This is a genomic window from Deinococcus metalli (assembly GCF_014201805.1).
Lineage (GTDB): Bacteria > Deinococcota > Deinococci > Deinococcales > Deinococcaceae > Deinococcus > Deinococcus metalli.
The window spans coordinates 166,312-192,315 of the sequence record NZ_JACHFK010000005.1; the positions used below are offsets into that span (position 1 = coordinate 166,312).

The 26,004-nt window shown below is 71.3% G+C and carries 24 protein-coding genes and 3 tRNA genes; 10 read left to right on the forward strand and 17 right to left on the reverse strand.

Annotation, left to right across the window (positions count from 1 at the left end):
- Positions 1–171 precede the first annotated feature (171 nt).
- Both HNQ07_RS11495 and HNQ07_RS11500 read right to left on the reverse strand, forming a co-directional pair.
- Positions 172–1,878, reverse strand: coding sequence for a helix-hairpin-helix domain-containing protein (locus tag HNQ07_RS11495; protein ID WP_184111890.1), 1,707 nt, complete (start codon positions 1,876–1,878; stop codon positions 172–174).
- Positions 1,879–1,940: 62 nt separating this feature from the next.
- On the reverse strand, positions 1,941–2,726 hold the full coding sequence (locus tag HNQ07_RS11500; RefSeq protein WP_184111893.1) for a histidinol-phosphatase HisJ family protein: 786 nt from the start codon (positions 2,724–2,726) through the stop codon (positions 1,941–1,943).
- Between the two features lie 101 nt (positions 2,727–2,827).
- Here HNQ07_RS11500 and HNQ07_RS11505 point away from each other — a divergent pair, with 101 nt between their 5' ends.
- The 3 genes from HNQ07_RS11505 (at position 2,828) to HNQ07_RS11515 (ending at position 4,808) form a co-directional block, all read left to right on the forward strand.
- Positions 2,828–3,163 carry a DNA-binding protein gene (locus tag HNQ07_RS11505; protein WP_184111895.1) on the forward strand — a complete coding sequence of 112 codons (336 nt, stop codon included), beginning with the start codon at positions 2,828–2,830 and terminating at the stop codon, positions 3,161–3,163.
- Positions 3,160–3,519 (forward strand): VOC family protein, encoded by a 360-nt coding sequence (locus tag HNQ07_RS11510; RefSeq protein WP_184111897.1) that lies wholly within the window; start codon positions 3,160–3,162, stop codon positions 3,517–3,519. Before HNQ07_RS11505 ends, HNQ07_RS11510 begins: the two co-directional genes overlap by 4 nt.
- A gap of 230 nt (positions 3,520–3,749) precedes the next feature.
- Entirely contained in the window at positions 3,750–4,808 is a 1,059-nt protein-coding gene (locus tag HNQ07_RS11515) for a glycosyltransferase family 2 protein (RefSeq protein ID WP_184111899.1), read from the forward strand.
- Between the two features lie 47 nt (positions 4,809–4,855).
- Here HNQ07_RS11515 and HNQ07_RS11520 read toward each other — a convergent pair whose 3' ends face one another.
- The 5 genes from HNQ07_RS11520 to HNQ07_RS11540 form a co-directional block, all read right to left on the reverse strand.
- Positions 4,856–5,743: an EamA family transporter gene (locus HNQ07_RS11520; protein ID WP_260322909.1), complete on the reverse strand. Its 888-nt coding sequence runs from the start codon at positions 5,741–5,743 to the stop codon at positions 4,856–4,858.
- Between the two features lie 130 nt (positions 5,744–5,873).
- Positions 5,874–6,929 (reverse strand): GDSL-type esterase/lipase family protein, encoded by a 1,056-nt coding sequence (locus HNQ07_RS11525; RefSeq protein WP_184111903.1) that lies wholly within the window; start codon positions 6,927–6,929, stop codon positions 5,874–5,876.
- Positions 6,930–7,102: 173 nt separating this feature from the next.
- Positions 7,103–7,179: transfer RNA gene (locus HNQ07_RS11530), tRNA-Arg, on the reverse strand.
- A gap of 40 nt (positions 7,180–7,219) precedes the next feature.
- Positions 7,220–7,293, reverse strand: a tRNA-Gly gene (locus HNQ07_RS11535).
- A 33-nt stretch (positions 7,294–7,326) separates the two neighbouring features.
- Positions 7,327–7,403, reverse strand: a tRNA-Pro gene (locus tag HNQ07_RS11540).
- Positions 7,404–7,505: 102 nt separating this feature from the next.
- Here HNQ07_RS11540 and mqnP point away from each other — a divergent pair.
- From mqnP to HNQ07_RS11570, 6 genes are all read left to right on the forward strand, one after another.
- The gene (gene mqnP / locus HNQ07_RS11545; RefSeq protein WP_184112175.1) at positions 7,506–8,396 is read left to right on the forward strand and encodes a menaquinone biosynthesis prenyltransferase MqnP; all 891 of its coding nucleotides are present in this window, start codon (positions 7,506–7,508) and stop codon (positions 8,394–8,396) included.
- Positions 8,378–8,680 (forward strand): hypothetical protein, encoded by a 303-nt coding sequence (locus HNQ07_RS11550; protein WP_184111905.1) that lies wholly within the window; start codon positions 8,378–8,380, stop codon positions 8,678–8,680. Before mqnP ends, HNQ07_RS11550 begins: the two co-directional genes overlap by 19 nt.
- A gap of 79 nt (positions 8,681–8,759) precedes the next feature.
- Positions 8,760–9,215, forward strand: a complete 456-nt coding sequence (locus HNQ07_RS11555; protein WP_184111907.1) for a hypothetical protein — start codon at positions 8,760–8,762, stop codon at positions 9,213–9,215.
- Between the two features lie 124 nt (positions 9,216–9,339).
- Complete coding sequence (locus tag HNQ07_RS11560) at positions 9,340–9,936, forward strand: adenylate/guanylate cyclase domain-containing protein (RefSeq protein ID WP_184111909.1); 597 nt, start codon at positions 9,340–9,342, stop codon at positions 9,934–9,936.
- 45 nt (positions 9,937–9,981) lie between these two features.
- A complete protein-coding gene (locus HNQ07_RS11565; protein WP_010887388.1) occupies positions 9,982–10,659 on the forward strand; it encodes a response regulator transcription factor in 678 nt (225 codons plus the stop codon).
- A 93-nt stretch (positions 10,660–10,752) separates the two neighbouring features.
- On the forward strand, positions 10,753–12,324 hold the full coding sequence (locus HNQ07_RS11570) for a sensor histidine kinase (protein WP_184111911.1): 1,572 nt from the start codon (positions 10,753–10,755) through the stop codon (positions 12,322–12,324).
- Between the two features lie 59 nt (positions 12,325–12,383).
- Here HNQ07_RS11570 and argR read toward each other — a convergent pair whose 3' ends face one another.
- The 5 genes from argR to HNQ07_RS11590 form a co-directional block, all read right to left on the reverse strand.
- Positions 12,384–12,854: an arginine repressor gene (argR, locus tag HNQ07_RS11575; RefSeq protein ID WP_229831954.1), complete on the reverse strand. Its 471-nt coding sequence runs from the start codon at positions 12,852–12,854 to the stop codon at positions 12,384–12,386.
- A 115-nt stretch (positions 12,855–12,969) separates the two neighbouring features.
- Complete coding sequence (locus tag HNQ07_RS11580) at positions 12,970–14,265, reverse strand: DUF2254 domain-containing protein (protein ID WP_229831964.1); 1,296 nt, start codon at positions 14,263–14,265, stop codon at positions 12,970–12,972.
- Positions 14,265–14,393: a hypothetical protein gene (locus tag HNQ07_RS24060; protein WP_260322886.1), complete on the reverse strand. Its 129-nt coding sequence runs from the start codon at positions 14,391–14,393 to the stop codon at positions 14,265–14,267. Before HNQ07_RS24060 ends, HNQ07_RS11580 begins: the two co-directional genes overlap by 1 nt.
- Positions 14,394–14,539: 146 nt before the next feature.
- A complete protein-coding gene (gene coaBC, locus HNQ07_RS11585; RefSeq protein ID WP_184111917.1) occupies positions 14,540–15,778 on the reverse strand; it encodes a bifunctional phosphopantothenoylcysteine decarboxylase/phosphopantothenate--cysteine ligase CoaBC in 1,239 nt (412 codons plus the stop codon).
- A 25-nt stretch (positions 15,779–15,803) separates the two neighbouring features.
- The gene (locus HNQ07_RS11590) at positions 15,804–16,382 is read right to left on the reverse strand and encodes a TetR/AcrR family transcriptional regulator (RefSeq protein ID WP_184111919.1); all 579 of its coding nucleotides are present in this window, start codon (positions 16,380–16,382) and stop codon (positions 15,804–15,806) included.
- A 128-nt stretch (positions 16,383–16,510) separates the two neighbouring features.
- Here HNQ07_RS11590 and HNQ07_RS11595 point away from each other — a divergent pair, with 128 nt between their 5' ends.
- On the forward strand, positions 16,511–19,390 hold the full coding sequence (locus HNQ07_RS11595) for a YhgE/Pip family protein (RefSeq protein ID WP_184111921.1): 2,880 nt from the start codon (positions 16,511–16,513) through the stop codon (positions 19,388–19,390).
- Between the two features lie 24 nt (positions 19,391–19,414).
- On the opposite strand, the gene HNQ07_RS11600 is transcribed toward HNQ07_RS11595, so the two are convergent.
- The 5 genes from HNQ07_RS11600 to HNQ07_RS11620 all read right to left on the reverse strand — a co-directional run bounded on the left by HNQ07_RS11600 (position 19,415) and on the right by HNQ07_RS11620 (position 25,969).
- Positions 19,415–21,139, reverse strand: coding sequence for an NAD-dependent malic enzyme (locus HNQ07_RS11600; protein WP_221274953.1), 1,725 nt, complete (start codon positions 21,137–21,139; stop codon positions 19,415–19,417).
- Positions 21,136–21,891 (reverse strand): (S)-ureidoglycine aminohydrolase, encoded by a 756-nt coding sequence (gene allE / locus HNQ07_RS11605; RefSeq protein WP_184111924.1) that lies wholly within the window; start codon positions 21,889–21,891, stop codon positions 21,136–21,138. Before allE ends, HNQ07_RS11600 begins: the two co-directional genes overlap by 4 nt.
- Positions 21,892–21,975: 84 nt before the next feature.
- A complete protein-coding gene (locus HNQ07_RS11610) occupies positions 21,976–23,328 on the reverse strand; it encodes an allantoinase (RefSeq protein WP_184111926.1) in 1,353 nt (450 codons plus the stop codon).
- A complete protein-coding gene (locus tag HNQ07_RS11615; RefSeq protein WP_229831955.1) occupies positions 23,325–24,572 on the reverse strand; it encodes an allantoate amidohydrolase in 1,248 nt (415 codons plus the stop codon). The genes HNQ07_RS11610 and HNQ07_RS11615 overlap by 4 nt, the downstream gene beginning before the upstream one ends.
- Positions 24,569–25,969: an aldolase/citrate lyase family protein gene (locus tag HNQ07_RS11620; RefSeq protein ID WP_229831956.1), complete on the reverse strand. Its 1,401-nt coding sequence runs from the start codon at positions 25,967–25,969 to the stop codon at positions 24,569–24,571. Before HNQ07_RS11620 ends, HNQ07_RS11615 begins: the two co-directional genes overlap by 4 nt.
- Positions 25,970–26,004 lie beyond the last annotated feature (35 nt).

Consider the following 26,004-nt stretch of genomic DNA (forward strand, 5'->3'; position numbering starts at 1 on the left):
ACTCCTTTGCTGAACCGGGCAGGCCCGATACGAACGGAACATCCGCGCCAGAGCGGCGGTTGGGAGCGGGCCGGACAGCGCCCAGACGGAAGAGCCACAGAAGAGGACGCACCGAGTCTAGGTTTTGAGCGTCCGGCAAGTCAACGTCATGTCATGCCCGCCGGGAGTGGCCTAGCGTCCCGCGCGCTGCCGCGCCACGAATGCCAAGAAGTCGTCCCGCTCCAGCGTGTTCACCACGTGCTCCGGCGTCAGCCCGGCTTTTCGTGCCACCATCACACCGTATTTGGCGTCGCGCAGGCCGCCGGGCACGTGCGCGTCGGTGTTGATGGCGAACGTCACGCGGCCGCGCCACGCCAGGGCGACGCGCCAGTCCACGTCCAAGCGGTAGGCGTTGGCGTTGATCTCCACGACCGTGCCGTGGTGCTCGCACGCGGCCAGCACGGCGTCCAGGTCCAGGGCGTAGCCGGGGCGGCGCAGCAGCAGGCGGCCGGTGGGGTGCCCCAGGATGGTCACGAGGGGATGGCTGGCAGCGCGGATCAGACGCTCGGTCTGCCGGGCGGCGTCCAGGGTGAACAGGCTGTGCACGCTGGCGACCACGTAGTCGAGTTCGGCCAGAACGTCGTCTGGGTAGTCCAGCGTGCCGTCGTCGAGGATGTCCACCTCCGCGCCGGCCACCAGGGGCACGCCGGCCGCCTGCAACTCGCGGACTTCCTTCAGCTGCGCGCGCAGGCGCTCGATGCTCAGGCCGTTGGCGTAGTGCGCGGCGCGCGAGTGGTCGCCGGTGCCCAGGAAACCGTGGCCCAGCCGGATGGTCTCGGCGGCCATATCGGCAATGGACGCCGCGCCGTCGGACCATGTGGAGTGCGTGTGCAGCATGCCGCGCAGGTCGCCCACGGTCACGAGCTGCTCCGGGTGGGGGAGGGTCTGCCAGACCTCGTCGTGCTCGGGCTCGCGGTACTCGGCGGGGCGCAGCGGCAGGCCCAGGGCGCGCATGGCGTCCGCTTCGCTGGGCGTGTCCAGCACCTGCCCGTCCCGTGTCAGGCCGCGTCCGCTGAGGTCGAACCCCTGGGCCTTGGCCTCCCCACGCAGGGCCTCGCGGTACGCGGTGCTGCCGCCCATCATCAGGTCGAGGGCGCCGCGCACACCCGGCGTGGGCGCGTATGCGATCTCCACCGGCACGCCGTCCACGCGGCCCGCGAGCAGGGGCTTGCGCTCGACGGGTGCCAGGCCCTCGACCACGCCGCTCAGGCGCTCCTGCACGGCCTCCGGCGCGGCGGTCACGGTCACGCGCGCCACCCGCACGGTGTCCAGGCCGCGCCGCACGTCGCCCGCCAGACGCGGCTCCAGACCGTCCAGACGGGCGCACAGCACCGACGCGACCTCCAGCGCGGTGCTGAGGTGCTGGCGTTCCTGCGCGCTCAGGGCGAACTCCACCGCCTCCAGGAAGGACGCCGCGCTCTTGGCCCCGAAGCCCTTCAGGGCCGCCACGCGGCCGTCGCGGCACGCCTCGCGCAGGCCCTCCAGCGAGTCAATGCCGGCGTCCCACAGGGCGCGGATCTTCTTCGGGCCCAGGCCGCGCACCCGGAACAGGCTCAGCACGCCCGCCGGAATCAGGCTCGCGGCGTCCTCCAGTGGCCCGAACACGCCGGTCTGCACGTACTCCAGCAGGTCCGTGGCGATGGCCTTGCCGACCTTGGGCACGCCCGCGAACTCGCGCGCCGCCAGGGCCTCCACTTCGGTGTCCACGCCCTCCAGGCTGCGCGCCGCGCTGCGGAACGCCTGCGCCCGGAAGGGATCGTCGCCCACCCCCAGCAGGTCCAGCAGGTCGGCCGTGGTCTTCAGCACGCCCACCAGCGATTTTTTCGTGATGTCGGACATACGCCCAGAGTAGCGGGCTCCGAGGCCACGTCAGCGGTCAGCAGCCCAGGGCTCGCGGCTCCTCAGCCGTGCCGCACCCGTCCCTGGTACGCCACGATCCGCCCGCCCACGTCGTGAATCTGCTTGATGGCGTCGGTGAAGCGGTAGCCGACCTCCTCCGGCTTGTGCGCGTCGCTGCCCAGCACGAAGGGAATGTGGCGCTCGGCGGCGAGGCGGGTCAGGTCCGGGGCGGGGTAGGCCTCGGCCACGGGTTTGCGCCACCCGGCGGTGTTGAAGTCCAGGCTCAGGCCCGCCTCCGCGATCACGTCCAGCGCGTGCAGGGCCGCGTAGCCGTCGGGGTCGCGGTGCCCGAACTTCTTGGGCAGGTCGAGGTGCCCGATGGCGTCGAACAGGCCGCTCCTGGCCGCGCCCTCGGCCAGCACGTAGTAGTCGCGGTACAGGCCGCGCAGGTCGCGCGCGTCGTACTCGGCGGCGTACTCGGGATTGTCGAAGCCCCACGCGCCGATGTAGTGCACGCTGCCGATCACGTAATCCCAGGGGTAGGCGCTGAGCACGCCCTCCACGTACCGTTCCGTGCCGGGGTGAAAGTCCGCCTCCAGGCCCAGCCGAATGTCCAGCCGCCCCGCGAACTCCTGCTGCGCGTCCCGCACGCTCTCCACATACTGCGCGAGCTGATCTCGCCGCATGCGCCACGGCGCGTCGTACCACGCGGGCATAGGGATGTGGTCCGTGAAGCAGATGCCGGCCAGGCCGGCGTCCAGCGCCGCCTGGGCGTACTCGCGGGGCGTGCCGGTCGCGTGCCCACACAGGGGCGTGTGCATGTGCGAGTCGAGCAGCAGGGGGGACATGCTGACCAGGGTATGCGACGGGCCGGTCTGGGCGGCCGGGTTGTCCGCCGAACTGCACGGTCGGCCACAGCGCCGTGTTCCCGCGTCTGGCACGGTGGAGCATGGCGAACAGGGCGGTGGATCTCGGCATTCCGAAGAACGTGCAGGCGAACGCCAAACGCGGCCTCGATCTCCGCACGGAGCATGGCTTCGGCGGCACCAAGGTGGGCGAGGCGACCGCCCGGCTGCTCGCGGCGGGCGGCACCGTCACGGCCCGCAAGGTGCGGCACATCAGCCGGTACTTTCCCCGACACGCTGGAGACAATCTCGACCAGGACGGCAAGAACGGTCAGCCGCCGTCGCGCGGGTACATCGCGTGGTTGCTGTGGGGCGGCGACGCCGGGCGTACGTGGAGCGAACGCATCGTGAAGGCGCTGGACGCGCAGGACCGAGCGTGAGCGGGCGGGGTCAGCTCCGCAACGTGACGCTGGCCGTGCGTGACCCGGCGGCGTCTCGCACCTTCTACCACTCGGTCTTCGGCCTGCCGGACTCGCCCCGCGCCTCGCCGGGCTTCGTGATGCTCGACGCGGGCGGCGTCACGCTGATCTTTCAGCCGCCGGGTGCGGGCGGCGCGGCGGCCGAGCCGGGCGGCGTGGAACTGGGTTTCGCAGTGCCGGACGTGACGGCCACGCGGGACGCTCTGCTGGCTGCCGGCGCACAGGTGGGCGAACTTCAGCGCATGGGCTGGGGCGAGGCCCTCGATGCCCGCGATCCCGACGGCCACGCCCTGACCGTGTACCGGCAGCGGGAGTAGCCAGCCATCAGAGCACCCTCTTGAGGCGTTACCAGTTGTTTACGGCCAACCCCACTTGTCATTTGACACGGCCGCCTGCCTTGCTCTAGCTCGACCGTATTTAAGTCAGCGGGGCGAGTTGCATGCATATTTCGCCGGCTGCGTCATTGATACTTAATGAATGGTAGGACCGGTCAATTCTTCCGCGCCGTGGGAGGGCAGTCGGTAGACTCCGGGTATCGGAACAGCGCATGGCATGGCTGACGAGGGGCAGTGTCCTGTGCCTTTCCATGTCTGCTGTGGTGGTGTCCGAAGAGCGCGAGGTCTATATGACGGCAACCCGTTTCAGTACAGAACACCCCCTGATTTCTGTGGTCATCCCCACCTACAATCGCCCCGAGCTGCTGCGGGAGCGGGCACTCCAAAGCGCCTTGAACCAGACCTATCCGAATGTCGAGATCATCGTCGTGCTCGACGGCCAAGACGGGAAAACTCCCGCCATGCTGGAGGCAGTCGGCCCGCAGGTCACCCTCGTGGCCCTGTCCGAACAGGGCGGTGTATCGGCCGCCCGCAATGCCGGCGTTCGGCACAGCCGCGGCGAGTGGATCGCCTTTCTGGACGATGATGACGAGTGGCGTCCGGACAAGCTGTGGGAGCAGGCCGCCACGGCGCGGCGTTCCGTTCACGAGTTCCCGGTGGTATTCAACGGGTACATCGGGCGGACCCCCGCCGGCGACCGCCTGCATCCATCCCGTCCCCTGGAGGACAGCGAGCCCATCGGTGACTACCTCATGGTACGCCGGACGCTGAAGGACGAGGAGTGCGTGCTGGTCAGCAGCCTCTTTTTCGCGCCGCGCGCCCTGATGCTGAACGTGCCCTTCAAGGAGGGCCTGAAAAGCCAGGAGGACTGGGACTGGCTCCTGCGGGCCGAACAGGTGCCCGGCGTGGGCTTCGATCAGGTGCCGCGCGAGAAGGCGTCGAGCCTGACGATCTACTACTCGGGAGAAGCGCGGCCCTCCGGCAGCCGACACCTGATCTGGGAAGACAACCTGCACTGGGCCCGCGAGCACTGGCAGGCCTCCCGCCTGTCCGACCGGGCCTTCGCCGGCTTCCTGCTGTTCCAGCTGGCTCCGCGCGCCTCCGCCGCCGGGGACTACCGTGGCCTGGCGGTCCTGGGCCGGTCTCTGCTCTCGGCACGGCCCACGGCGCTGGAACTGCTGCGCTTCCTCAAGCACGCGCTGCTGCCGGCGCCCTTCCGGCGCATGCTCCGCAACACGGTCAATGCGGTTCGGCCGACCCGCCGCCTCTGACGTAGATCCTGCCCACACCGTGATCTGACCTATGGGAACGCCGGCCGCTATTCGATGGCTGGCGCGGCCCGCGTGGGCCACCAGCGGCGCCCGAACACGTGCAGGATCAGGCCCGTGAACACCAGCGTGGCCCCAAGCGCCTTGCCGGGTGGAAAGGCCTCGTGGTACGCGATGGCGCTGGCGATCAGGCCGAAGACTGGCACCAGCAGTGACAGCGGCGCGACGCGGGCCGCGCCGTGCCGCTGAATCAGCGCGGCCCATACGCCAAATCCCAGCACGGTGTTGCCCAGACCCATGAACACGATGGCCGCCCAGAAGCCCGGCCCGGAGTGCGTCAGGGTGTGCCCCACACTTGCCCACCCGCCCGTCACGCCGGCCAGCAGCGTCAGGGGCAGGGGCGGAATCAGGGCGCTCCACACGACCAGCGAGAACATGTTCGCTCCGCCCGACGCGCGTACCAGCAGGTTGCTGACCGCCCAGCCGAGCGCGGCCGTCAGCGTCAGGCCCAGGCTGAGCGCCGTCAGGTCGCCGCCGGACAGGGCTCCGATCACGCCCATGCCGGCGAAGGCCAGCGTGATGCCCGCCACCTGCCACGGCTGGACGCGTTCGCCCAGGAAGCGTGCGGCCAGCAGGGCGGTGAAGAACGCCTGCATCTGCATCAGTAGCGAGCCCAGGCCGGCGCTCATGCCGAGCTGGATGGCGAGGTACAGCAGCCCGAACTGGACCACGCCCACCATCAGCCCGTAACTCCACAGCAGCCCGGCCGGCACGCGGGGGCGCGGCACGAAGAACACGGCCGGCACCGCCGCCACCGCGAAGCGCAGCGCCGCCACCAGCAGCGGCGACGCGTCCGCCACGCTCCACTTGATCACGATGAAGTTCACGCCCCAGATGAACGTGATCATCAGGGCGAGCAGCAGCGCGCGGGCGTTCAGCGGGGGCAGTGCGGCACTCACTGCGCGCGAGTGTACGCCTCCGGTCACCACGGCCATCCGGATGGGCTGGACGCCCTCATGGCGGCGAGGCCATCGGGCGGCCAGGAGAGCCCAGAGCGGAGCAGCAGCCTCAGTACGGATTGATGCTGGTTCCGAACTGCTCGTTCATGAAGGCGGCCAGCGCCTGGGCGAAGCGCGCGTGCGCGAAGCTGCTCGGGTGCACGCCGTCGAGACTGAACGTCCGCCCGAACGGCGAGGACGCGGTGGGAATCAGCGGCCGGCCCGGCAGCGTGTTCAGCACGGCATTCACGTCGAACACCACGGCGCCGTGCGACGCGGCGATGGTGCGGATCGCGTCGTTGTAGCCCTCCACGATCTGCTGTGCGCGCAGGTATTCGTCCTTCGTCAGCACTTCCGGCGACGTGCACGACAGCGGCTTGTCCTTGCTGGCGGTGGCGAGGGTGCCTGTACCGAAGTAACTCTCCTGCCCGTCGCACGAGCTGTCCACCAGGCCCGTTAACTTCAGCAGCCGCACGGGCACCAGGGCCGGCACACGCGTGACGTCGGGAATGGTCATCAAGACCACATACTGGGCGCCGGCGGCCTTCAGGCGCTCGATGACCGTGGCGTAATCCGTGCGGAAACTCTCCAGCGGGGTGGCCTTGGTCAGGTCGCCGCGGAGCGTGGGCAGCAGCACGTCGTTGTTGCCGATCCACACGGTCACGAACTTAGGCTTGCGTGCGGTGGCCGCGTCGATCTGCGTGACCCCGGCCCCCAGGATCGCGCGGTACAGCCGCGGGTCGTACAGCTGGGGGTCCGGGTCCGTCACCTGCGTGTCGGTGGTGACCAGCACGTCGTGCACCTTTGCGCCGGGCACCGCCACGTCCGGAGAGACGATCTCCGGGTGCGTGCGCTCGCAGTTGGCCTCACCCTTCACCCCGACCGGCGGGGGGCAGCCGGGCTCACCGATCTCCGGCATGGGCACGTCCACGCCCGCCCGCTGCCCGAGCAGGTGGGGATACGCGGCCCGCTGCGACTCGGCCGTGAGGCCGGCGGACTGGAACCCGGCCGTGATGCTGTCTCCGACGGCCACGTACCCGGTGAAGGGCGTCGCGTCCGGACGAGGCGTGAACTGCGGTGCACAGGCAGCGAGGGTCACGGTCAGCAGCGCCAGCATTCGTTTCATGTCGCTCCTCTGAGGCCGGTGGAGGCAACCCGGCCGCGTGGACAGGTCGAGCCCACTATACGGTGGCCCCGACGCGCGTCCGGCGCACCTGTGGACGCCCTGGTATCAGCGGCCTCCACCTCGCCCACGGAGCGGCGATCAACAGAAACCCCGGCGCCAGGCCGGGATTGTCGTGGCGCGCCCTGCAGGACTCGAACCTGCGACCGACCGCTTAGAAGGCGGTTGCTCTATCCAGCTGAGCTAAGGGCGCGTGCGGAATGAAGAAAGCTCCCTGGACGGGAGCTTCAGGCTGGAGCGGGATCACGGATTCGAACCGAGGCCAGAAGCTTGGAAGGCTGCTGTGCTACCACTACACCAATCCCGCAGTGCGCGCGTCCTGCCGGGGGTTCCGAGCGGGTGGTCGAGGCGACTGGATTCGAACCAGCGACCCCTTGGTCCCAAACCAAGTGCGCTACCGGCCTGCGCTACGCCTCGTTCCTGCGCGCGTCCGGAATGATAGCAGATGCGCGGCGCCGTGTGACCTGTGGCGTGTGCGGCGGGCCGGAGCCGCGTATCCTGCGGGATCGTGAGGGCGGCATGGTGAGTGGCGGCGCGGCGCGCGTGAAGACCTTTCTGGATCTGGTGAAGTTCGAGCACACGGTGTTCGCGCTGCCGTTCGCGTATGCCGGGATGCTGCTGGCGAGCATGCAGGCGCGCGGCACCGGCTGGCCCGGGTGGCACACCCTGATCTGGGTGACGGTGGCGATGGCGGCGGCGCGCACGGCGGCGATGGGCGCCAATCGCGTGATCGACCGCGCCATCGACGCGCGCAATCCGCGCACGGCGGGGCGGGAGGTGCCGTCCGGCAAGGTCTCGCCGGGGCAGGCGTGGGCGCTGGTCCTCCTGAGTCTGGTCGTGCTGGCGGTCGCGTCAGCACAGCTCAATCCGCTGTGCCTGGTGCTGATGCCGCTGGCCGTGGCGTTCCTGATCGGGTATCCGTACACCAAGCGCTTCACGTGGCTGTGCCACGCGTGGCTGGGCGTGACGGACGGCGCGGCGGCGGCGGGCGGCTGGATCGCGGTGACGGGTCATTTCGCACCGGGCGCGTGGGCGCTGTGGGCGGTGGTGATCTTCTGGATGATCGGCCTGGACGTGATCTACGCGACCATGGATTACGCCTTCGACGTGGCGAACGGCATCAAGAGTATTCCGGCGCGCTTCGGCATTCCCACGGCGCTGCGGATCGCGGCCGTCAGCCACGCGCTGACCTTCGTGGGCCTGCTGGTGGTGGGGGTGGTGACGGGCGCGAGCTTCTGGTACGTCCTGGCGGCGCTGGTGATGGGCGGCATCCTGCTGTACGAGCACCGCATCGTGAATCCGCAGGATCTGGGGCGGGTCAACGTGGCGTTCTTCGACGCGAACATGTGGCTCGCCCTGACCATGCTCGTGGGCGTGATCGCGGACGTGACATGGCGCACCCTGACCTGAGGTCGCTGGTGCCGGGCGGCGCCGGGCAGGCGTTCCGGGAGGGCCAGGAGGTATGGGCGCTGACGGTGCTGGCGCGCGCGCGGGACGCCCAGGACGCGCACTCGGTGGGCTGGGCGGTGCTGGAGCGGCTGCGGGGCCTGGTGCTGATCCACGTGCAGCGCGAGGTCGAGGGCACCTTCGCGCTGGAACGGGCGGACGCGCTGCTGGACGCGGCGGACGCGCCCCGGCCCACGCTGGAGTGGCTGGATCAGGACGGCGCGTGCGGCCCGCTAGAATCCTCGTGATGCGCCCCGCCGCCTGTACCCCCGCCCCGTCGCCCCGCGTTCCTGGCCCCGCTGCGTCCGTGCCGGGTGGGAGCGCCGGATGACGCTGGAGAGTTCCGAGCGGGAGTTCCGGGAGCAGTACGCGGCGTTCGCGGCCACCGGCACGCTGTACGCGCAGGTGGAGGGCAGTCCGCTGCTGGAGTTCTCTGCAGGCGGGCGGGTGCTGTACCTGTTCGACCGCTGCGGGCCGTACGGAGCGCCGCCCGGACCGGCGCGGGTGGTCGTGCACGGCATCGTGGAGGAACTGACCCAGCTGCCGGAGGACGAGGAACGCGTCGAGACGCTGACGGTGCAGGGCGTGTCGGGCATTGAGGGCCGTGGCCGGGTGCTGGAGGTGGGCCGCAGCACGTGGGTGGTACACGCGCGCGTGCCGCTGGTGCTGGCGAGCTTCGCGCGCGGTCCGGCGCTGCATCCTGGCGAGTGGGTGGCGTTCCGGACGGCGCCGCCGCTGCACGGCTTCGTGCTCGGGAAGGACGACGGCGCGCCGTACCGCTGAGCGCCGTTCCCACGGCGCCGCGTCAGGTTGGGATCAGGGGCAACCGTTTGTGAACGGTTGAGCTGGTGTTGTCTGACGGTGGCCTTCCGCCCGATTCATGTGTGCGGCATGATAATTGCAATCCATGACCAAGCTGCTGCCCCTTCCCAGCACCGCCGCCGACACCCGGACGGCGTGTCTCGTGCTGGTGGATCTGGTCGGCAGCACCACGCTCGCGCACATCCTGACCCTGCCGGCGTACATGGCGGTCATGACCGAGTTCGTGCAGCTCATGATTCTCAGTTTTGAGGCGCGCGGTGGTCACGTGCTCCAGCATCAGGGCGACGCCGTCCTCGCGTACTGGGAGGCCGAGGACACCGACAGCGCGTGCTGCGCGGCGCTCGAGGCGCATGACCGCGCCGCGCGGCTGTCGCTGGCCGGCATGCTGGGCATCAACCTGCGCCTGCGCGCCGGTGTCGCGGTGGGCGAGGTCCTCACCGGCCACGTGGGAGGGCAGCGCAGCGCGTACGGCCTGCCGGTCAATTACGCGCGGCGCCTGTGCGACGCCGCCGCTGTGGGCGAGACGCTGGCGTGCCGCCGCGTGGCGGAGATGGTCCTGCCCAGCGTGCTCCACGACTCGCACGCGCCGCTCGCCCTGAGGGGTTTCGGGCCGGTGTGCGACGCGGTCAGCCTGCGACTGCGGCCTGCGCCGTCGCCGATCCTGCGCATGAAAGTAGATTAAGCACCGCGGCCGTATTCTCATGAGAGCCATCTCTAGACTGCGGGTATGGAACGCAAGCCCCTGGTACTCGTCATCGAGGACGAGAAAGACATTGCCCGCTTTATCGAGCTGGAACTCGCTGCCGAAGGGTACGCCACCGAGGTCGCCTTCGACGGCGTGACCGGCCTGTCCAAATTCCGTGAAGTCAACCCGGACCTCGTGATCCTCGACCTGATGCTGCCGGTGCTCGACGGCCTGGAGGTCGCGCGGCGCATCCGCAAGACCAGCAACACCCCGATCATCATCCTCACGGCCAAGGACGGCATCCAGGACAAGGTCGAGGGCCTGGATTCCGGCGCCGACGACTACCTCATCAAGCCCTTTTCCATCGAGGAACTGCTCGCCCGGGTGCGTGCCCACCTGCGGCGCGTGAACCCGGCCGTGACCGGCGAGGTGCGCGTCGCGGACCTGGTCATGAACCTCGACGGGCGCGAGATCTTCCGCGGCGGCCGGCGCGTGGAACTGTCCGCCAAGGAGTTCGAGCTGCTGGAGCTGCTCGCCCGCAATCCCGGCAAGGTCTTCTCGCGCTTCGAGATCGAGGAGAAGGTCTGGCCCGAGTACACCGGCGGCAGTAACGTCGTGGACGTGTACATCGGCTACCTGCGCCGCAAGCTGGAGGAGGGGGGCGAGCGCCGCCTGATCCATACCGTGCGCGGCGTCGGCTACGTGCTGCGCGAGGAATAAGCTGCCTTCCCCCGCCTGCCCGACCGGGGGCGCCGCGGCCAGCCCCCACCCGCCGGCGTGGGCGCGGCCCGGCGCCGCGACGGGAGGCTGGCCATGACCCTGCGCTGGCGGCTGACCCTCTTCTACACGGCGCTCCTGGCGGCGCTGCTGCTCGTCGTGGGCGTCACCACGCTGTACCTGATGCGCAACAGTCTGATTGACGCGCTCGACAAGGACATGCTGGAGACGTACACGCGTTTTGCCGCCACGTCCACCACCATCTCTCTGAACTCCTGTGATCCGGACGCCGCGCCGAATGACCAGGGACCGGACGCGGGCCTGACGTCACGCTACCTGTTCTCGAACTCGAACCTGCAGGTCGAGCAGTTGCCGTTCTACACCCAGCAGGGCCTGATGGGCTCCCTGGGCGGGGCGAACGGCAAGGCGACGCTGTCCACCCTGCGCTACGTGCAGGAGTACACCCGCAGCTCGCTGGGCTTCGACTGCGCGTTCCCGGTCAAGCTGACGGACGCGCAGCTGAGCGACCTGATCCGGTCCAGCGGCGGCCGCCTGTACCTGAACTACCCCCGCCGCGACTCGATCAACGCCCAGCCTGTACCGATCCGGCTGCTGGTCGTGCTCGCCCCGGTGCGCCAGGCCACCAGCATCCTGCCGGGCGATGAGGACACGGTGCTGAGCCTGGTGTACGTGGGCCGCAGCATGGACGACCTGAACACCACCCTGACCCGGCTGCGCTCGGTGATCCTGCTGCTGTTCCTGGCGGGGCTGGTCACGGCCGGCACGGGCGCGTACCTCCTGGCCGGGCAGGCACTGCGCCCCCTGCGGCAGGTGCAGCGCGCCGCCGAGAAGATCGGCGGGCAGACCCTCGCCCAGCGCGTCCCGGAGCCCGCCACCGGCGACGAGGTGCAGTCGCTGGCGCAGGCCCTGAACGGCATGCTGGGCCGCCTGGAAGCCAGTTTCGAGGCGCAGCGGCGGTTCACCAGCGACGCCAGCCACGAACTGCGCACGCCGGTCACGGCCATCAGCGGGCACGCCAGCTATCTGCTGCGCCGCACCAGCCCGACCGGGCAGCAGCAGGAGAGCCTGAACATCATCCAGAACGAGTCCGAGCGCCTCACCAACCTGATCGCCAGCCTGCTGGAACTGGCGCGCAGCGACTCGGGCGCGCTGGTGATGCAGAAAGCGCCGATCCTGTCCACGCTGTTCCTCACGGAGATCGGGCGGGAACTCGGACCGCTGGCCCAGGCGCAGCAGACGACCATCCGCGTCATGGGGCAGGAGGTGGCCTTCGAGGGCGACCCGGACCGTCTCAAGCAGGTGATCATCAACCTGCTCAGCAACGCCCTGAAGGCCGGCGCGAAGACCATCACGCTGCAGAGCCAGGCGGTGCTGGACGGCCAGCAGGTGCGCCTGAGCGTCCGCGACGACGGACCGGGCATTCCCCCGGACCAGCTTGAGCGCCTCTTCGACCGCTTCTACCGCCTGGAGGACAGCCGCAGCCGCGACCAGGGCGGCGCGGGCCTGGGCCTGAGCATCGCGCGCGGCATCGTGGACGCCCACGGCGGCCGCATCTGGCTGGAGAGCACCGTGGGCGAGGGCACCGCCGCGCACGTGCAGCTCCCGGTGGGGAACATTCCCGATCTGGACGACGAGGACGTGCCGTAGGAAGCCGTGGGGTCGGGAGCAGAGGGCTCAGGCCTTTACGCTCTGTGCCCTCTGCTGCTTCATCCCAGCATCAGTTCGTGGAATTCCTCGAGCAGCGCTTCACCCTCGGCGACGGTGCGGGCCAGGACGAAGATGGTGTCCTCGCCGGCGATGGTGCCCACGATGTCGTCGCGGCGCAGGCGGTCAAGGAGCATGGCGACGCCGGTCGCGTGGCCGTCGGCGGTGCGGATGACCAGGGTGTTCTCGCCGCGGTCGATGTCGTGCACGAAGTTCTGAAAGAGCCGCGCGAGTTCGCCCTCGACGTTGCTGTGGCCGGTCATGTGCGCCAGCGCGTAGCGGTGCCGGCCCTTGCCGACCGGGACGCGAACCAGCCGCAGTTCGTTGATGTCGCGGCTGACGGTCGCCTGCGTGACCTGAATGCCGTCCTCGCGCAGGCGCGCCACCAGTTCGCCCTGCGTCGAGACGCTCTCGCGGGCGATGATGTCCTGAATGCGTTTCTGACGCTGTTCCTTGCTGAGCGCGGCGGGCACGCCCCCCATGATTATGCAAATGGGGTGAATAATTCAAGGCGCCACCGCAAAACGGCCAGAGGATGATGAACACGGGCGGCTGAAGAGCTCTGCCGCGTTCCGCCCACTCCACCTGTCAGCGTTCGTCTGCGGGCCCCTCGCGCAGGCTGCCCAGGAAGGCGTCGTAGCGGTCCTGCACGTCGCGGCGGTCGCTGGCGTTCTCAATGTTCGCCGCCGCGTCCTCCCGCACGAGGTCGGCATGGCGCCGGAGTTCGCGCTGGCGCGCCGGGTCCGGGGTACAGTCGGCGACATTGCGCAGGACTTCCAGCACGCGCAGGACGACGGCGGGGGCGCCCTTGCCGTACTGGCGGATCATGTGGAACATGCCGTCGAGCAGGCCCGCGTAGTCGGTGACGGGCCGCACCAGCCGCAGCTGGCCGTCCACGTACACGGTGCCGCCGGGCCACTCGCGGCTCTCCAGGGTACACAGCGCGTCTCCGAAGCGGTCGATGACGTCGATGGCGGTCACGGGGTCGTTGGTGCCGGGGCTCAGGGCGCGTGCGGCGACCTCGGCGAGCTGCCGCACGCTGTATTCGAGATCCTGCCCGGTGGTGCGGGTGGGGCCCACGGTCAGGGCGTCCACCACGCCTGCGGGCAGGTGCGGCACGCCACGCGCGATCACCGAGTTCGGAAAGACGTAATCGCCGACCCGCACGTACAGCCGCACGGCGGCGTCTGCGCGGGTGGCGGCGCGCGTCAGGGCCTCCACGTCCAGCAGTTGCAGGTAGCCGCCGCTGGGCGCGCGCAGTACCGCGCCGCTCTCCCAGAAGGTCTCGGGCGGCGGGGAGGCGTTGGGGTGGCCGTCGCCCTCGCGCTCCTGGGTGGCCCCCTCCAGCGTGCGCGTCAGGTCGTCGCGCAGCAGGTTGACCACGCGGGTCATGTTGATGCTGGAGGTCACGTGAGCGAGGTAGTACACCAGCGCGGCGACCGACGCCAGCGCGAGCAGCATGGCGCCGGTCACGTTGTAGTGCGGCACGAAGGGGACGTCCTCGGTGCCGGACACGGCGCGCAGGGAGTACAGCGAGAACGCGAAGGTGGCGATGAACACGCCCAGCGTGATCTGGTTGCCCCGGTCGCGCGTGAAGTTGTCCAGCAGCCTCGGCCCCATGCTGCCGGCCGCGTAGGACAGCGCCGCGATGGTGATCGAGAAGACCGTGCCCGCCACGCCGATGGAACTGCTCGCCACGGCCGACAGCACGCTGCGCGCCCCCGTGCCGCCGCCGCCATACACGAAATGCAGGGTGTAGGGCACGCCGTACGTCTCCTCGACCTCCACGCCCAGCTCAGCCAGCACCACGGCGAGGACGGTCATGACGGCCGGAATGAACCAGAACTGCTCGGTCAGCTGCCGCAGGCGCAGCACGGTCCGCATCACGCGCGCGCTCCGCTGAGGGGTCCAGGCGTGCCGGGGGCGCCGGCAGGGGGGGGCGGGGCACCGTGGGCCGGCCGCTGCACCATGCCATGCAATTCCTGGAGGACGGTGTTCAGGTCGACACTCACGTCCGCAGCGTATCCAGCTGTTCAGCCCGGTGCAGGCATCAAACCTTAACGGCGGGACAGGCCGTGGACGCTGGGCGAAGGACCGCGTTCAGGGAGGTCTGACGGTCAGGGGCAGGACGACTGCCACGCCTCAGCTCCGGCCCCCTTCAGCCCGGGACGCGTTCCCGGCGGACCCGCACCGCCTCGTCCAGCAGCCGGCGGGCGACCTCGCGTTTGCTGACGCGCGGCCAGTCCTCATGGGTGCCGTCCGGGCGCACCAGCGTGACCTGGTTGTCGTCGCCGCCGAAGGCCGTGCCCTCGCGCGTGGGGTAGTTCAGCAGGATGAAGTCGGCGTTCTTGCGCGCGGCCTTCGCGGCGGCCCGCTCCACGCCCGCGTGCGTCTCCATGGCGAAGCCCACCAGCACCCGCGCGCCCTTCTCGGCCCCGAGCTGCGCCAGGATGTCCGGATTGGGCGTGAGGTGAATGGTCACGTCGCCGGCGACCTTGGCCTGCTTCTCGCCGGCCTGTTCGGCCGCCCGGTAGTCCGCCACGGCAGCCGTCATGACCACGATGTCCGCGCCCCGGGCCGCCGCGACCACCGCGTCGCGCAGGTCCAAGGCCGATTCGATCCGCAGCGTGGTCACGCCCGGCGGGTCGGCCAGGGTCACGGGGCCGGTCACCAGGGTCACGTGGGCGCCGCGGTCACGGGCTTCCTCGGCCACCGCGAAGCCCATCTTGCCGCTGGACGGATTGCTGATGAAGCGCACCGGATCGAGGTACTCGCGGGTCGGCCCGGCCGAGACGACCACGGTGCGGCCCTCCAGGTCGCGCGGGCTGGGGCGCAGCAGGTCCAGCACCCGCGCGGCGATGTCCTCGGGTTCTGCCATCCTGCCCACGCCCGAGCCCTCGCCGTGCGTGCCGAAGGCGCCGACCTCCGGGCCGAGGAAGGCGTGGCCCCACCCTCGCAGCCGCGCCACGTTCGCCTGCACGGCCGGACTGCGCCACATCGCCTCGTTCATGGCGGGCACCCACAGCAGCGGTGCCTGCACGCTCAGCAGCGTGGCCAGCGCGAGGTCGCCGGCGTGCCCGCCCGCCGCGCCGGCCAGCAGCTCGGCCGACGCGCCGACGACCACGGCCGCGTCCACCTTCGCGTGGGTCAGGTGCAGGGCGTCGGGGCGGGCCTCGAACCACTGCGCGTCGGTGCCGACCGGCCCGTCGGCGGCGGTGCTGAGACTCAGCTCCGTGATGAAGGCCAGCGCGGCGCGCGTGGCGATCACCCGCACCGTCACGCCGCGCTCGCGCAGGCGGCGCAGCACCGACGGGGCCTTCACGGCCGCCATGGAGCCGCCCACGATCACCAGCACGTCAGCGGGCACCGGCCGGGCAGGGGAAGACGCGTCGCTCATCTGCCGAGTCTACCCACCCGAACCGTCACGCGGGAGCGCGCCGCAGGGCCGCGAGCCCGCCCGCGATGAACGCCGCGAGGGTGTCGTCCACGTCCCCTGGCGTGGCGCCGGGGTGGCGCAGGGACTCGACGGCCACCGCCTCCAGCAGCAGCGTGACGATCCTGAGCGCTCCGTCGTGCCGCGCGGCGTGTTCCGGCCGGTACGGAGCGAGCAGGGCGGCGAGTTCGTCCAGAAAGCGGGCGCGCTCCTCGCGGAAGGTGGGGCCGCCGCCGGAGTGCATCAGCAGCAGCAGGTCGCGCTCGTGCAGCAGGGCCGTGAAGATCGCGGCGTAGTCCAGGGCCGCGAGCCCCGTGCCGGTGTCCAGCAGCGGACGCAGCCGCTGCCACAGGGCCGGCAGCCGGGCGTCGAGCAGCGCGCGCAGCATCGCCTCCGTGGACGTGAAGTAGGCGTACACCGTGGGGCGCGACGTGCCGAGCGCATGGGCAACGTCGTTCATGCCGACGCCCTCGAAGCCGCGCTCGATGAACAGCGCCTGGGCGGCCTCGAGGAGCTGGGCGCGCCGGGTATCGGCGTCCAGGCGGCGCGGAGCGGACGGAGAGGGCATGCCCTGAGTCTAGCACTCAATTGACATTATGTCACCTGACCAAGTGTCAGCAAACAATCATCCTCACCTGTCGAGGCATCATACTCCCCGTCGTCCCGACGTCGTTCCCCACAATTCCAGGAGAGCCCATGCCCGCACGCGCCCCCCTCTTCCTCCATGCCACGCGCGACGACTACCGCCGACTGGGTCCCGCCGAACGTCGGCTGTGGCGCTGGCCGATGATGTGGCTGGCCGCCGCCGTCATCACCGCCGCGCCGCTCGGCTACGCCGTCCTCTCCCTCGCTGGCGCGCTCGACCCCTCCGGCCACCTGGACACGCTCCCGGTGGCCCTGGTCAACCTCGATCAGGGCGCGGTGATCCGGGGCCAGCGCGCCGCTCTGGGCCGCGACCTGCTGCGCGACCTGACCGCCACCCCGAAATTCCGCTACACCATCTACGCCACCGAGGACGCGGCGCAGAACGCGGTGCGGCGCGGCGACGCGTCCTTTGCCCTGACGATTCCGCAGACCTTCACCCGGTTCGCGGCCGCCGGCAGCAGCGCCCAGCACGGCACGCTGAACGTCTATGTCGCCGGAGGACCCACCACCTTCGCCGGACGCGTCGCCACCGCGTTCTCGGACGACCTGGCCGCCGAGCTGAACGCCACGCTGGGAAGTACCCGCTGGTCGATCGTACAGCGCACCCTGGTGGGCGCCCAGCAGCAGCTGACCGCGCTGCGGAGTGCCACCGACCGCCTCACCGACGGAGCCACGCAGCTCAAGATCGGCACCCGCCAGCTCGCGTACGGTGCGGGCACCCTCGCGGCCAGCGCCACGCAGGCCGCGGGCGAGAGCCGGCAGCTCGTGCGCGGCGCGGCAACCCTGTCAGGCTCGGTTACCCGTCTGGGCGACCGTACCGGCCGGCTGGCGACCGACCTGAAGACGCTGGAGGCCGCCACACCCGGCCCGGATCAACTTTCGCGCCTGCGGGCCGGCGCGACCCGGGTGGCCGCCGGCACCGGCCAGCTGACGGATGACCTGGGCACCCTGGCCGGCAGCGCCGGAACCCTGTCGAACGGCGCGGGGACCGCCGCCGGCCGCGCCCGGCAGCTCGGGCAGGGCAGCGCCGCGCTGGCCGAGACCCTGCCCGCCGTGCTCGCCAGCGTGGAGCAGCTGGCCGGCACGGCGGCGCGCGTCGCCGCCTCGGCCCGCGCCGCCAGCGCGGACGCCACCCGGCTGTCGGCCGGTGCCCGGCAGCTCGCCGTGACCCTGCCGGACCTCCAGGGCCGCCTGACCCAGCTGACCGGCAGCGCTGCCCAGCTCGCGGCGAGCGCGGCCACCCTGGACACCGGCGCCCGCACGCTCACGCCGGCGGACCCGGCCCTGCCCGCGCTGCAGAGCGGCCTCGTGCAGGTGAGCGCCCGGGCGCGGCAGTTCAGCGTCAGCGCCGGCACCTTCGCCCAGCAGCTCGCCCGCATGAACGCCACGCTGCGCACGCAGTTCCTGGTGCCGCAGGCCGTGCGCGAGGACGTGGCTGCCCTGGCCGCCCAGGCGGAGCGCGTGCGGGCCGACAGCGTCCTGCTGCGTGCCCGACTGGACCAGCTCGGCGCGCCCCTGCGCCGCGCGGCCGGCAGCCCTGCTGCCTCCCCGGTGGCGGCCGCTCCCCTCCCGGCCGCAGGCGCGGCCACCCTCAGCGCCGCCCGGGCCGGGGTCACCGCCGCCGCGCAACAGGCCAGGGCACTGTCCAGCGGCGCCGGACCACTCGCCACCCGCGCTCGCACCCTGACGACCGCCGCGGGCCAGCTGACCACGCAGGCCGGTGCGGCGCGCAGCGGCGCGGCCGCCGCCGTGCAGGGCGTGCGCGACCTCGGCCGCGACGCGACGGACCTCGCCGGCCGCGTGCAGGGCATGCAGACCGGCGCCGCCGCGCTGGCCGGCCGGGCCACCCGGGCCGCCGCAGACGCCCGCAGCGTGCAGGGCGACGCGGGAACCCTCCAGGCGGGCGTCTCGACCCTCGCGGACAGCACGGTGGCGTTCAGGGCCTCGCTGGCCCGGCTCCGCGGCCAGTTGCCGGGTCAGGGCGACCTGACCGCCGTGACGGGCGGTGCCCGCACGCTCGCCACGACCAGCGGCACGCTCGGCCAGACCCTCGCTGCGGTCGCGTCCGGCGCCACGGACCTGCAACGGGGCGCCAGCGACGTGAACGTCGGAGCCGGTCGGCTCCTCGCGGACCTGACCAGCCTTCAGGGACAGATTCCCCCACGCCTCGACGCGCTGACCGGCGACCCGGCCCGCCTGAATGTCAGCGTGGCTCCCGCCGTGCAGACCTTCGCGCCGGTCCGGACCGACGGCGCGGCCCTCGCACCGGCCGTCGTCGCCCTGAGCCTGTGGATGGGCGTGACGCTGACCACCTTCATCTTCCCGTACCAGCAGTTGCCCCGCAGCGGCCGCCGGAGTGCGCAGCTTGCCCGCGTGCTGCGCAAGGCCACCGTACCGGCCGCGCTCGTCGCCGCCCAGGCCGTGCTGGTGCTGCTCGGCGTGCATGCCATCGGCGTGGAGATCCTGCACCCCGCGCAGGCCGTGCTGACCGCCGTGGTCACAGGCGCCACCTTCCTGATGCTGGTGCTGGCGCTGGTCGTGTGCTTCGGCGCGACCGGGCGCCTGCTCGCGCTGCTGCTGCTTGTGCTGCAACTCGCCGTGGTGGGCGGCAGCGCGCCCATCGAGACCGCGCCGCGGCTGATTCAGGTGATCCACGCGTGGCTGCCGGTCACGCCGAGCGCCGGCGCGCTGAGCCACGCCCTGAGCGGCGCCCTGGAGGGCCGCTCCGCCGCGTTCATGCTGGCGCTGCTGGCCGTGCTTGTCGCCAGCTTCGGCATGGCGCTGCTGGGCCGGCGCCGCTGGGAATTCGTGGCCGACGAGGACTTCAAGCCCCTGATCAGCGCGCCGATGACGTCCCGCGACGTGCCGCCCGATCCGTACATCGACGCGCCCGGCCCACGGGACCTGCCGGAACGCGCCATGCACGGCTGAGCGCTCTCGCTCAAAGGGGCCGGCTCACTCCAGCCGGAAGGGCAGGTGCTTGGGCTGCCAGAACTTGCGCTCCACGAAGGCGCGCAGTTCGTCGTCCGAGAGGCGGCGCACCTCGAACTCGGTCGCCACGCCGTCGGCCAGGGCCTGCCGGATCACGGCCACCGCGACCGCCACGCTGGCCCGCGACAGTTCCGTGACCGGCGGGTACAGGCGCTGTGGGTGGTGTTCCTCGGTGTACGCGGCCAGGGCGTACGCGGCTTCCGTGACCATGCCGTCGGTGACCTCGCGCACGCGCGCCAGGATCGCGCCGAAGCCCAGGCCGGGGAAGATGAAGGCGTTGTTGCCCTGCCCGATCTCGTAGGTCTGCCCGCCGTGAGTGACGGGAGGGAAGGGACTGCCGGTGGCAACCAGCGCCCGTCCGTCCGTCCAGCGCAGGACGTCCTCCGGGAGCGCCTCGGTGTTCGCGGTGGGGTTGCTGAGCGGAAAGACCATCGGCCGCTCGGTGTTCGCCGCGGCGGCGCGCACCATGTCCTCGCTGAAGATGCCGCCCTGGCCGCTCAGGCCGAGCAGCACCGTGGCCCGCGCGCCCTGGATCACGCTCAGCAGATCGGTGCCGGCCCAGCCGTCCGTGAGGCCCTTCGGCGTCGCCAGATCCCGCTTGTACGGCTCCATGTCGCGGTCGTCCGTGAGCAGGCCGCGCGAGTCCAGCACGAACACGCGCCGGGCGATGGCCTCATCGTCCAGACCCTCACGGCGCAGGCCCTCGCGGATCGCGGCGGCCACGCCCGCGCCGCCCGCACCGGCTCCATGCACCACCACGACCTGATCCGACAGGCGCTCGCCCTTGACGCGGCAGCCGTTCAACACACCGGCCAGCACCACCGCGCCGGTGCCCTGGATGTCGTCGTTGAAGCTCGGCACGACCCGCCGGTAGCGGCGCAGCACGTCGAAGGCCGCGTCCTTGGCGAAGTCCTCCCACTGGATGATCGCCTTGGGGTAGCGCTGGAGCGTCGCCTCGACGAAGGTGTCCATGAACTGCAGGTACGCCTCGCCCGTCAGGCGGTCGTGCTTGACGCCCAGGTAATGCGGATCGTCGCGCAGGTCCTGCCTCGTGGTGCCCACGTCCAGTTCGACCGGCAGCGTCTTGTCCGGCCCGACGCCGCCCGCCACCGTGTAGAGAGAGAGCTTCCCGATGCTGATCGCCATGCCGCCGAAGCCCTGGTCCCCGATGCCCAGGATCGCGCTGGAGTCGGTCGCCACGATGATCCGCACGTCGTTCAGCGGCACGTTCGCCAGGGCCCGGCGCGCCCGCGCGACATTCTGTGTGCTGATGGTCAGGCCGCGCGGATAGCGGTAGATCTGCGAGAAACGCTTGACCGCCTCGCCCACCGTCGGCGTGTACACGATGGGCAGCATCTCCTCGACATGCCTGGAGAGCAGCGCGTAGAACTGCACCTCGGTGCGGTCCTGCAGGTTGCGAAGGAAGGTGTGCTTGCGCATGGGGTCGTCCAGCGCCGCGTATTCCGCGTACAGCCGCTCGACCAGCACCTCCAGGCTGTCCACCTGCGGGGCGAGCAGCCCGTCCAGGCCCAGCAGGTCGCGCTCCTCGGCGGTGAACGCCGTGCCCTTGTTCAGCAGCGGGATGCGCGTCAGGTTGAACCCCCGGATCAGCGGCACCAGGTAGCGGTGGCCGTCCTCGCCGCGTTTGACGTCGTAGTGGTCGGTCAGGGGCAGGTCGCGGGCGCTCATGTATGTCCTCCGGTCAGGGGGTGGCGGTTCATGTCCTTGTACAGCAGGTACTTGCTCCACTGCCGGCCCAGCGCGGCGTACCACTGCGGGCAGTGCGCGCCCATCCAGATCACGTCGCCGCGCGTGACCGGGTAGTAGGTGTCCTGGAGCTTGTACAGGCCCTCGCCCTCCAGCATCAGCAGGCCGTGTTCCATGTAGTGCACCTCCGTGTACGGCAGGCTGGCGCCCGGCGCGAAACTCATGGTGCTGACCATGAAATCGAACTCCGGCGAGTCCGGCAGCAGCTTGCGCGCGATCAGGTGGTCGTCGCCCTCGAAGGCCGACCCGGCGTTCTCGCGCTCGTTGCCCCACACGACGCCGGGGGTCTGCACGCCCGCGACCTCGTACGGCTTCTCGAACACCGACACGTGCGCCGCGGAGGTCGCTGTCAGGGTGTGGGCGATGCCGGCCGGCAGGAACACGTAGTCGTACTCGCGCAGCGTGCGGGTGTCGCCCTCCACCGTGACCTCGACCTCGCCGTCCAGCACGAACGCGAAGCGCTGGAAGCCGTGGGCCGACTCCTGCGCCCGCGCGCCCGCCGGCATCTCCGCCGTGAACTGCACGAACCGGGCGCCCGAACCGATCACGGGCGCGATGTGCAGGATGACCGCGCTGCCCGGCCACTCCGCGAGCGCCGTGCGGACGAAGGTGTCGGGCGTGATGACGGCGTGGGACGGCTGCAACGAACTGCGGGTGACGCCGAGGTGCTTCACGGTGGGGCTCCTGGGGAATGGGGTCTGAGGGTCTAACCGTCCGAGTGTCTCAACGTTTGAACGGGGGCGAGGTGTTCCAGGCGTTCAGACTTTCTGACTGGCGGGCAGAGGCCGCAGCAGCCGGCCCCGCACCGAGTCGTCGAACACGCCGTTCTCGTAGACCTTGCGGCCGCGCGAGTACGTGGCGTGGACGCGGCCCCGGAAGGTCTCGCCCCGGTACGGGTTCTGCTGCCAGCGGTCGTGCAGCTCCGTCAGGGTAAACGTCTCTTCGAGGCGCACCAACGCGAGATCGGCGTCCGCCCCGACCTCCATGCGGCCCTTGCCGGGCAGGCGGAAGCGGCGAGCAGGGTTCAGGGCGCTCAGGGCAGCCACGGCCTCCAGCGGCAGGCCCCGGCGGTGGTGCCCACCGTCCAGCAGCACGTTCAGGGTGCTCTGCGCGCCGGAGATGCCGCCCCACAGCGCGAAGAAGTCGTCGCTGGTCTTCATGGAGGGCGGAGCGGGAGAGTGGTCGGAGCCGACGGTGTCCACATCGCCCGCCAGCACATGGCGCCACAGGTCGTCCTGCACGGCACGCGGGCGCAGTGGCGGAGCGCACTTGAGGGCCGCGCCGACGCGCTCCACGTCCTCGTCCGTGAAGTGCAGGTAGTGCGGGCAGGTCTCGACACTCACGTCCACGCCCTTGGCCTTCCACTCGGCCGCCAGCGCCACGGCCGCGCCGCTGCTGAGGTGCACGAGGTGCAGCGCGGCGCCGGTCTCGTGGGCGTACAGCAGGGCGCGGCCCACCGCTTCCAGCTCCGTGACCACCGGGCGGGTGGCAAGGTAGTCGCGCACGCTCCGCCCGCCTCCGGCCCGCGCCGCCACGGTCAGGCGGCGGGTGAAGTCGTCGCTCTCGGCGTGCGTGCCCACGACCAGCCCCAGCCGCGCGGCCGCGCGCATGCCCTCGTACAGCGTCACGTCGTCCACGGCGGGGAATTCGTCCAGGCCGGAGTTCGACATGAAGGCCTTGAAGCCGATCACGCCGGCGTCCGCCAGGTCGTCCATCTGGTCGAGGTTCAGTGGCGTCAGGCCGCCCCACAATCCGAAGTCGAGCAGGGATTTCTGCTCGCCCAGTGCGCGTTTCTCCTCGAAGCGCTCGCGGGTCAGCACCGGCGGGCTGGAGTTCAGCGGCATGTCCAGGAACGCGGTCGCGCCGCCCGCCGCCAGCGCCCGCGAGCCGGTCTCGAAGCCCTCCCACTCGGTGCGGCCGGGCTCGTTCAGGTGCACGTGCGCGTCCACCACGCCGGGGAAGACGTGCAGGCCGGTGGCGTCCACCTCGCGGGCGCCGGCCAGCTCCGCGGCCAGCTCCACGATCACTCCGTCCGACACGCCGATATCGAGGCGGCGTGCGCCGGCCGGCATGACCACCTGCCCGCCGCGCACGACCACGTCGAGGCTCACGCGCCCACCTCCTGCGCGAGCACGTCCAGGAAGCGCACGCCCACGCGCAGGGCAGCCTCCACGTCGTCCGAATTCACCATCTCGTCCGGGTGGTGGCTCAGCGCGTTCGGGGAGCGGATGAACAGCATCGCCGCGGGCATGACCGTCGCCAGGATCATCGCGTCATGTCCGGCGCCGCTCACCAGTTCCGGGTGCGCCGCGCCCTCGGCTCCCGCCGCGCGGTGCAGCAGGTCGCGCAGGCCCGCGTCCATCGGTGTGGCGTCCTCGCCCATCATCGGTGAGACGGTCAGGGTCACGCCGCGTTCGGCCGCGAAGTGCTGCGCGCCCTCCAGCAGCCCGTGCAGCTTCTCCAGCCGCACGGCGTCGTCCGGATGGCGGAGGTCCAGCGTGCAGTGCACCTCGCCCGGCACGATGTTGATCGCCCCCGGCCGCGCGTGCATGATCCCCACCGTCGCCACCAGCCCCGGCGTGCTCCGGGCCAGCTCCTCGGCCGCCACCACGAAGCGCGCGGCCGCCGCCAGCGCGTCTTTGCGGTGCGCCATCGGCGTGGTGCCCGCGTGCGATGCCTGACCCGTGAAGTCCAGCAGCACGCGGTTCTGGCCCACGATGGCCGACACGACGCCCAGCGCCGCGCCCGCCGCCTGAAGCACCGGCCCCTGCTCGATGTGGAACTCGAGGAAGCCGAGGGACTGACCGTGCACCCGCGCGTCCGGCAGGTGATCCGGGTTCAGCCCGAAGGCCATGATGGCGTCCGCCACCGTCTGCCCCTCCGCGTCCGTCAGGCCCAGCAGGTCGTCCGCCGTGCCGGTCAGCGCCCGCGAGCCGATGAACGGCACGCCGTAGCGCACGCCCTCCTCCTCGGAGAACGCCACGAGTTCCAGCGCGAAGGGCAGCGGGCGCTCCTGCACCGCCTCGGCCAGCGCGAAGGCCAGCAGCACGCCCAACACGCCGTCGAAGGCCCCGGCGTTCGGCACGGTGTCGATGTGAGAGCCCACGTACAGCGTCGGGGCGTCCGGTGCCGGCCCCTCGCGCCGGGCACGCAGATTACCCACCGCGTCCACGCGCACGCTCAGGCCCAGCCGGGCCGCCCACCCGAACAGGAAGGCGTGCACGTCACGTGTACTCGGGCACAGGTACGGCCGGGTCGTCGTGCCCGGCACCTCGGTCAGTCGCGCCAGGTCGGCACATGCCGCCAGCACGCGCGCGTTCAGGTCGCTCAGGGTCACACCCGGATTCGAAGTCAAGTGGTCACTCCTTGGGATGGGTCGGGAAACAGCCGCTGCGCTTCCTGCGGAAAATACGCCGGGCAGGGAACGGACAGCACGAGATGGTCGAGCAACTGCGCCGCCCCCGCAGTGTCGGGCATCAGCGCGCGGCGTTCGTCCAGATAGCGCGCGGGACTGAGTGTGCTGCCGTCTGTCAGCCGCGCGCCGACCTTGACCCACTGCCACACCAGGGCCCGCGCGAGTTCGGCGGTCGCCGTGTCCTCCACGCGCCCGGCCCGCACGACCACGCCGCGCCCATCCAGCCACGCCGCGAACACGTCCAGCGCGAGGCCGACGGTATCGCGCAGTTCGGCCACGGGCAGCACGTCCGGTGTGGGCAGGTCGGTGAGGACGGCAGGCAGGTCGGTCGGAACGGGGTGCCCGGCCGGCCGGACCGGATCACGCGCCGTCAGCCCCCCCCGCACCGCGTCCAGCAGATCGGGAAGCCCGGCCCACGCGGCGGTGAAGCCCTGTGCGGCCTCACGCTGCTTGTCGGCCCGCACGGCGTCGAGCGCGGGCTGCGGATCGGCCGGATCGGGCGCGAGCGACGCCGTGCCGCCGATGGCCTCCGCGCCGTGCTGGCGGCACACGGCGACGAGGTGCTCGGCGTACGCGCGCATGGCGGGCACGTCCATCGTGAGCTGCGAGCGCGGTGGCACCGGCCCGGAGCGGCTACGGCCAAGCTGCTTGACGACGCTGAACACGTAGTCCCAGCGCCCAGCGTTCAGGCCATACGCGCGCCCGTGCAGGGCGTGCAGCAGCGCGCCCGCGTTCAGCAGGCCGGGAAAGGTCTCGATCTGGAGGCATACGCGCACCGTGTTCGCGGGCAGCCCCAGGTGCGTTTCCGCCGCGGCCAGCGCGTCCTGCCAGAACTCTGCCTCGGCCACGGTCTCCAGCTTGGGCACGTACACGTGCGGCGGGCGGGTCGGGCGGGCGCTCAGCACGGCCGCGAGGTCGCACAGGGCGGCGATACTCGGGCCATTCATGTCCACGTGGAGTTCCGTGGCGTACAGCGGGCGGGGCCGCACCAGCAGGGCCTTCTCCGACGCGGCGACCCACGCCAGCGCGTCGTAGGCGGCCTGCACGTTGGCGCGGGTGGGGGAGAAGGTGTCGTCGAAGTCGATGACGACCGCGTCGGCGTCGGAGGCGACGGCGTGGCGCAGGGCCAGGGTGTCTGACGCCTCCACGATCAGTTCCACTCGGCGGCCCCGCAGGTCGTCCGGGACGGGGGCGGCGCGGAAGGGCTGGAGGGCATGCAGTTCGTAGTTCGGCCGATCTGTGGGGGCGAGCAGCGCCCGCCAGCGCCCGCCCAGTTCGGCGTGCAGGTGCGCGGCTAGGGCGTGCGCGGTGGGGGTCAGGGTGACGGTCTGGGACATGGGCGGCTCCTCCGGACGTGCGCCGATCATGCGGC

Excerpts from the sequence above, each read along its gene's own strand:
- HNQ07_RS11515 (WP_184111899.1), top strand. The coding sequence starts at position 3,750 with ATGGCATGGCTGACGAGGGGCAGTGTCCTGTGCCTTTCCATGTCTGCT.
- HNQ07_RS11550 (WP_184111905.1), top strand. The coding sequence starts at position 8,378 with ATGGCGCACCCTGACCTGAGGTCGCTGGTGCCGGGCGGCGCCGGGCAG.
- HNQ07_RS11620 (WP_229831956.1), bottom strand. The coding sequence starts at position 25,969 with ATGTCCCAGACCGTCACCCTGACCCCCACCGCGCACGCCCTAGCCGCG.
- HNQ07_RS11525 (WP_184111903.1), bottom strand. The coding sequence starts at position 6,929 with ATGAAACGAATGCTGGCGCTGCTGACCGTGACCCTCGCTGCCTGTGCA.
- HNQ07_RS11500 (WP_184111893.1), bottom strand. The coding sequence starts at position 2,726 with ATGTCCCCCCTGCTGCTCGACTCGCACATGCACACGCCCCTGTGTGGG.
- HNQ07_RS11590 (WP_184111919.1), bottom strand. The coding sequence starts at position 16,382 with ATGCCCTCTCCGTCCGCTCCGCGCCGCCTGGACGCCGATACCCGGCGC.
- HNQ07_RS11565 (WP_010887388.1), top strand. The coding sequence starts at position 9,982 with ATGGAACGCAAGCCCCTGGTACTCGTCATCGAGGACGAGAAAGACATT.
- HNQ07_RS11600 (WP_221274953.1), bottom strand. The coding sequence starts at position 21,139 with ATGAGCGCCCGCGACCTGCCCCTGACCGACCACTACGACGTCAAACGC.
- mqnP (WP_184112175.1), top strand. The coding sequence starts at position 7,506 with ATGGTGAGTGGCGGCGCGGCGCGCGTGAAGACCTTTCTGGATCTGGTG.
- HNQ07_RS11595 (WP_184111921.1), top strand. The coding sequence starts at position 16,511 with ATGCCCGCACGCGCCCCCCTCTTCCTCCATGCCACGCGCGACGACTAC.
- HNQ07_RS11580 (WP_229831964.1), bottom strand. The coding sequence starts at position 14,265 with ATGCGGACCGTGCTGCGCCTGCGGCAGCTGACCGAGCAGTTCTGGTTC.
- HNQ07_RS11505 (WP_184111895.1), top strand. The coding sequence starts at position 2,828 with ATGGCGAACAGGGCGGTGGATCTCGGCATTCCGAAGAACGTGCAGGCG.
- HNQ07_RS11495 (WP_184111890.1), bottom strand. The coding sequence starts at position 1,878 with ATGTCCGACATCACGAAAAAATCGCTGGTGGGCGTGCTGAAGACCACG.
- coaBC (WP_184111917.1), bottom strand. The coding sequence starts at position 15,778 with ATGAGCGACGCGTCTTCCCCTGCCCGGCCGGTGCCCGCTGACGTGCTG.
- HNQ07_RS11570 (WP_184111911.1), top strand. The coding sequence starts at position 10,753 with ATGACCCTGCGCTGGCGGCTGACCCTCTTCTACACGGCGCTCCTGGCG.
- HNQ07_RS11555 (WP_184111907.1), top strand. The coding sequence starts at position 8,760 with ATGACGCTGGAGAGTTCCGAGCGGGAGTTCCGGGAGCAGTACGCGGCG.
- HNQ07_RS11560 (WP_184111909.1), top strand. The coding sequence starts at position 9,340 with ATGACCAAGCTGCTGCCCCTTCCCAGCACCGCCGCCGACACCCGGACG.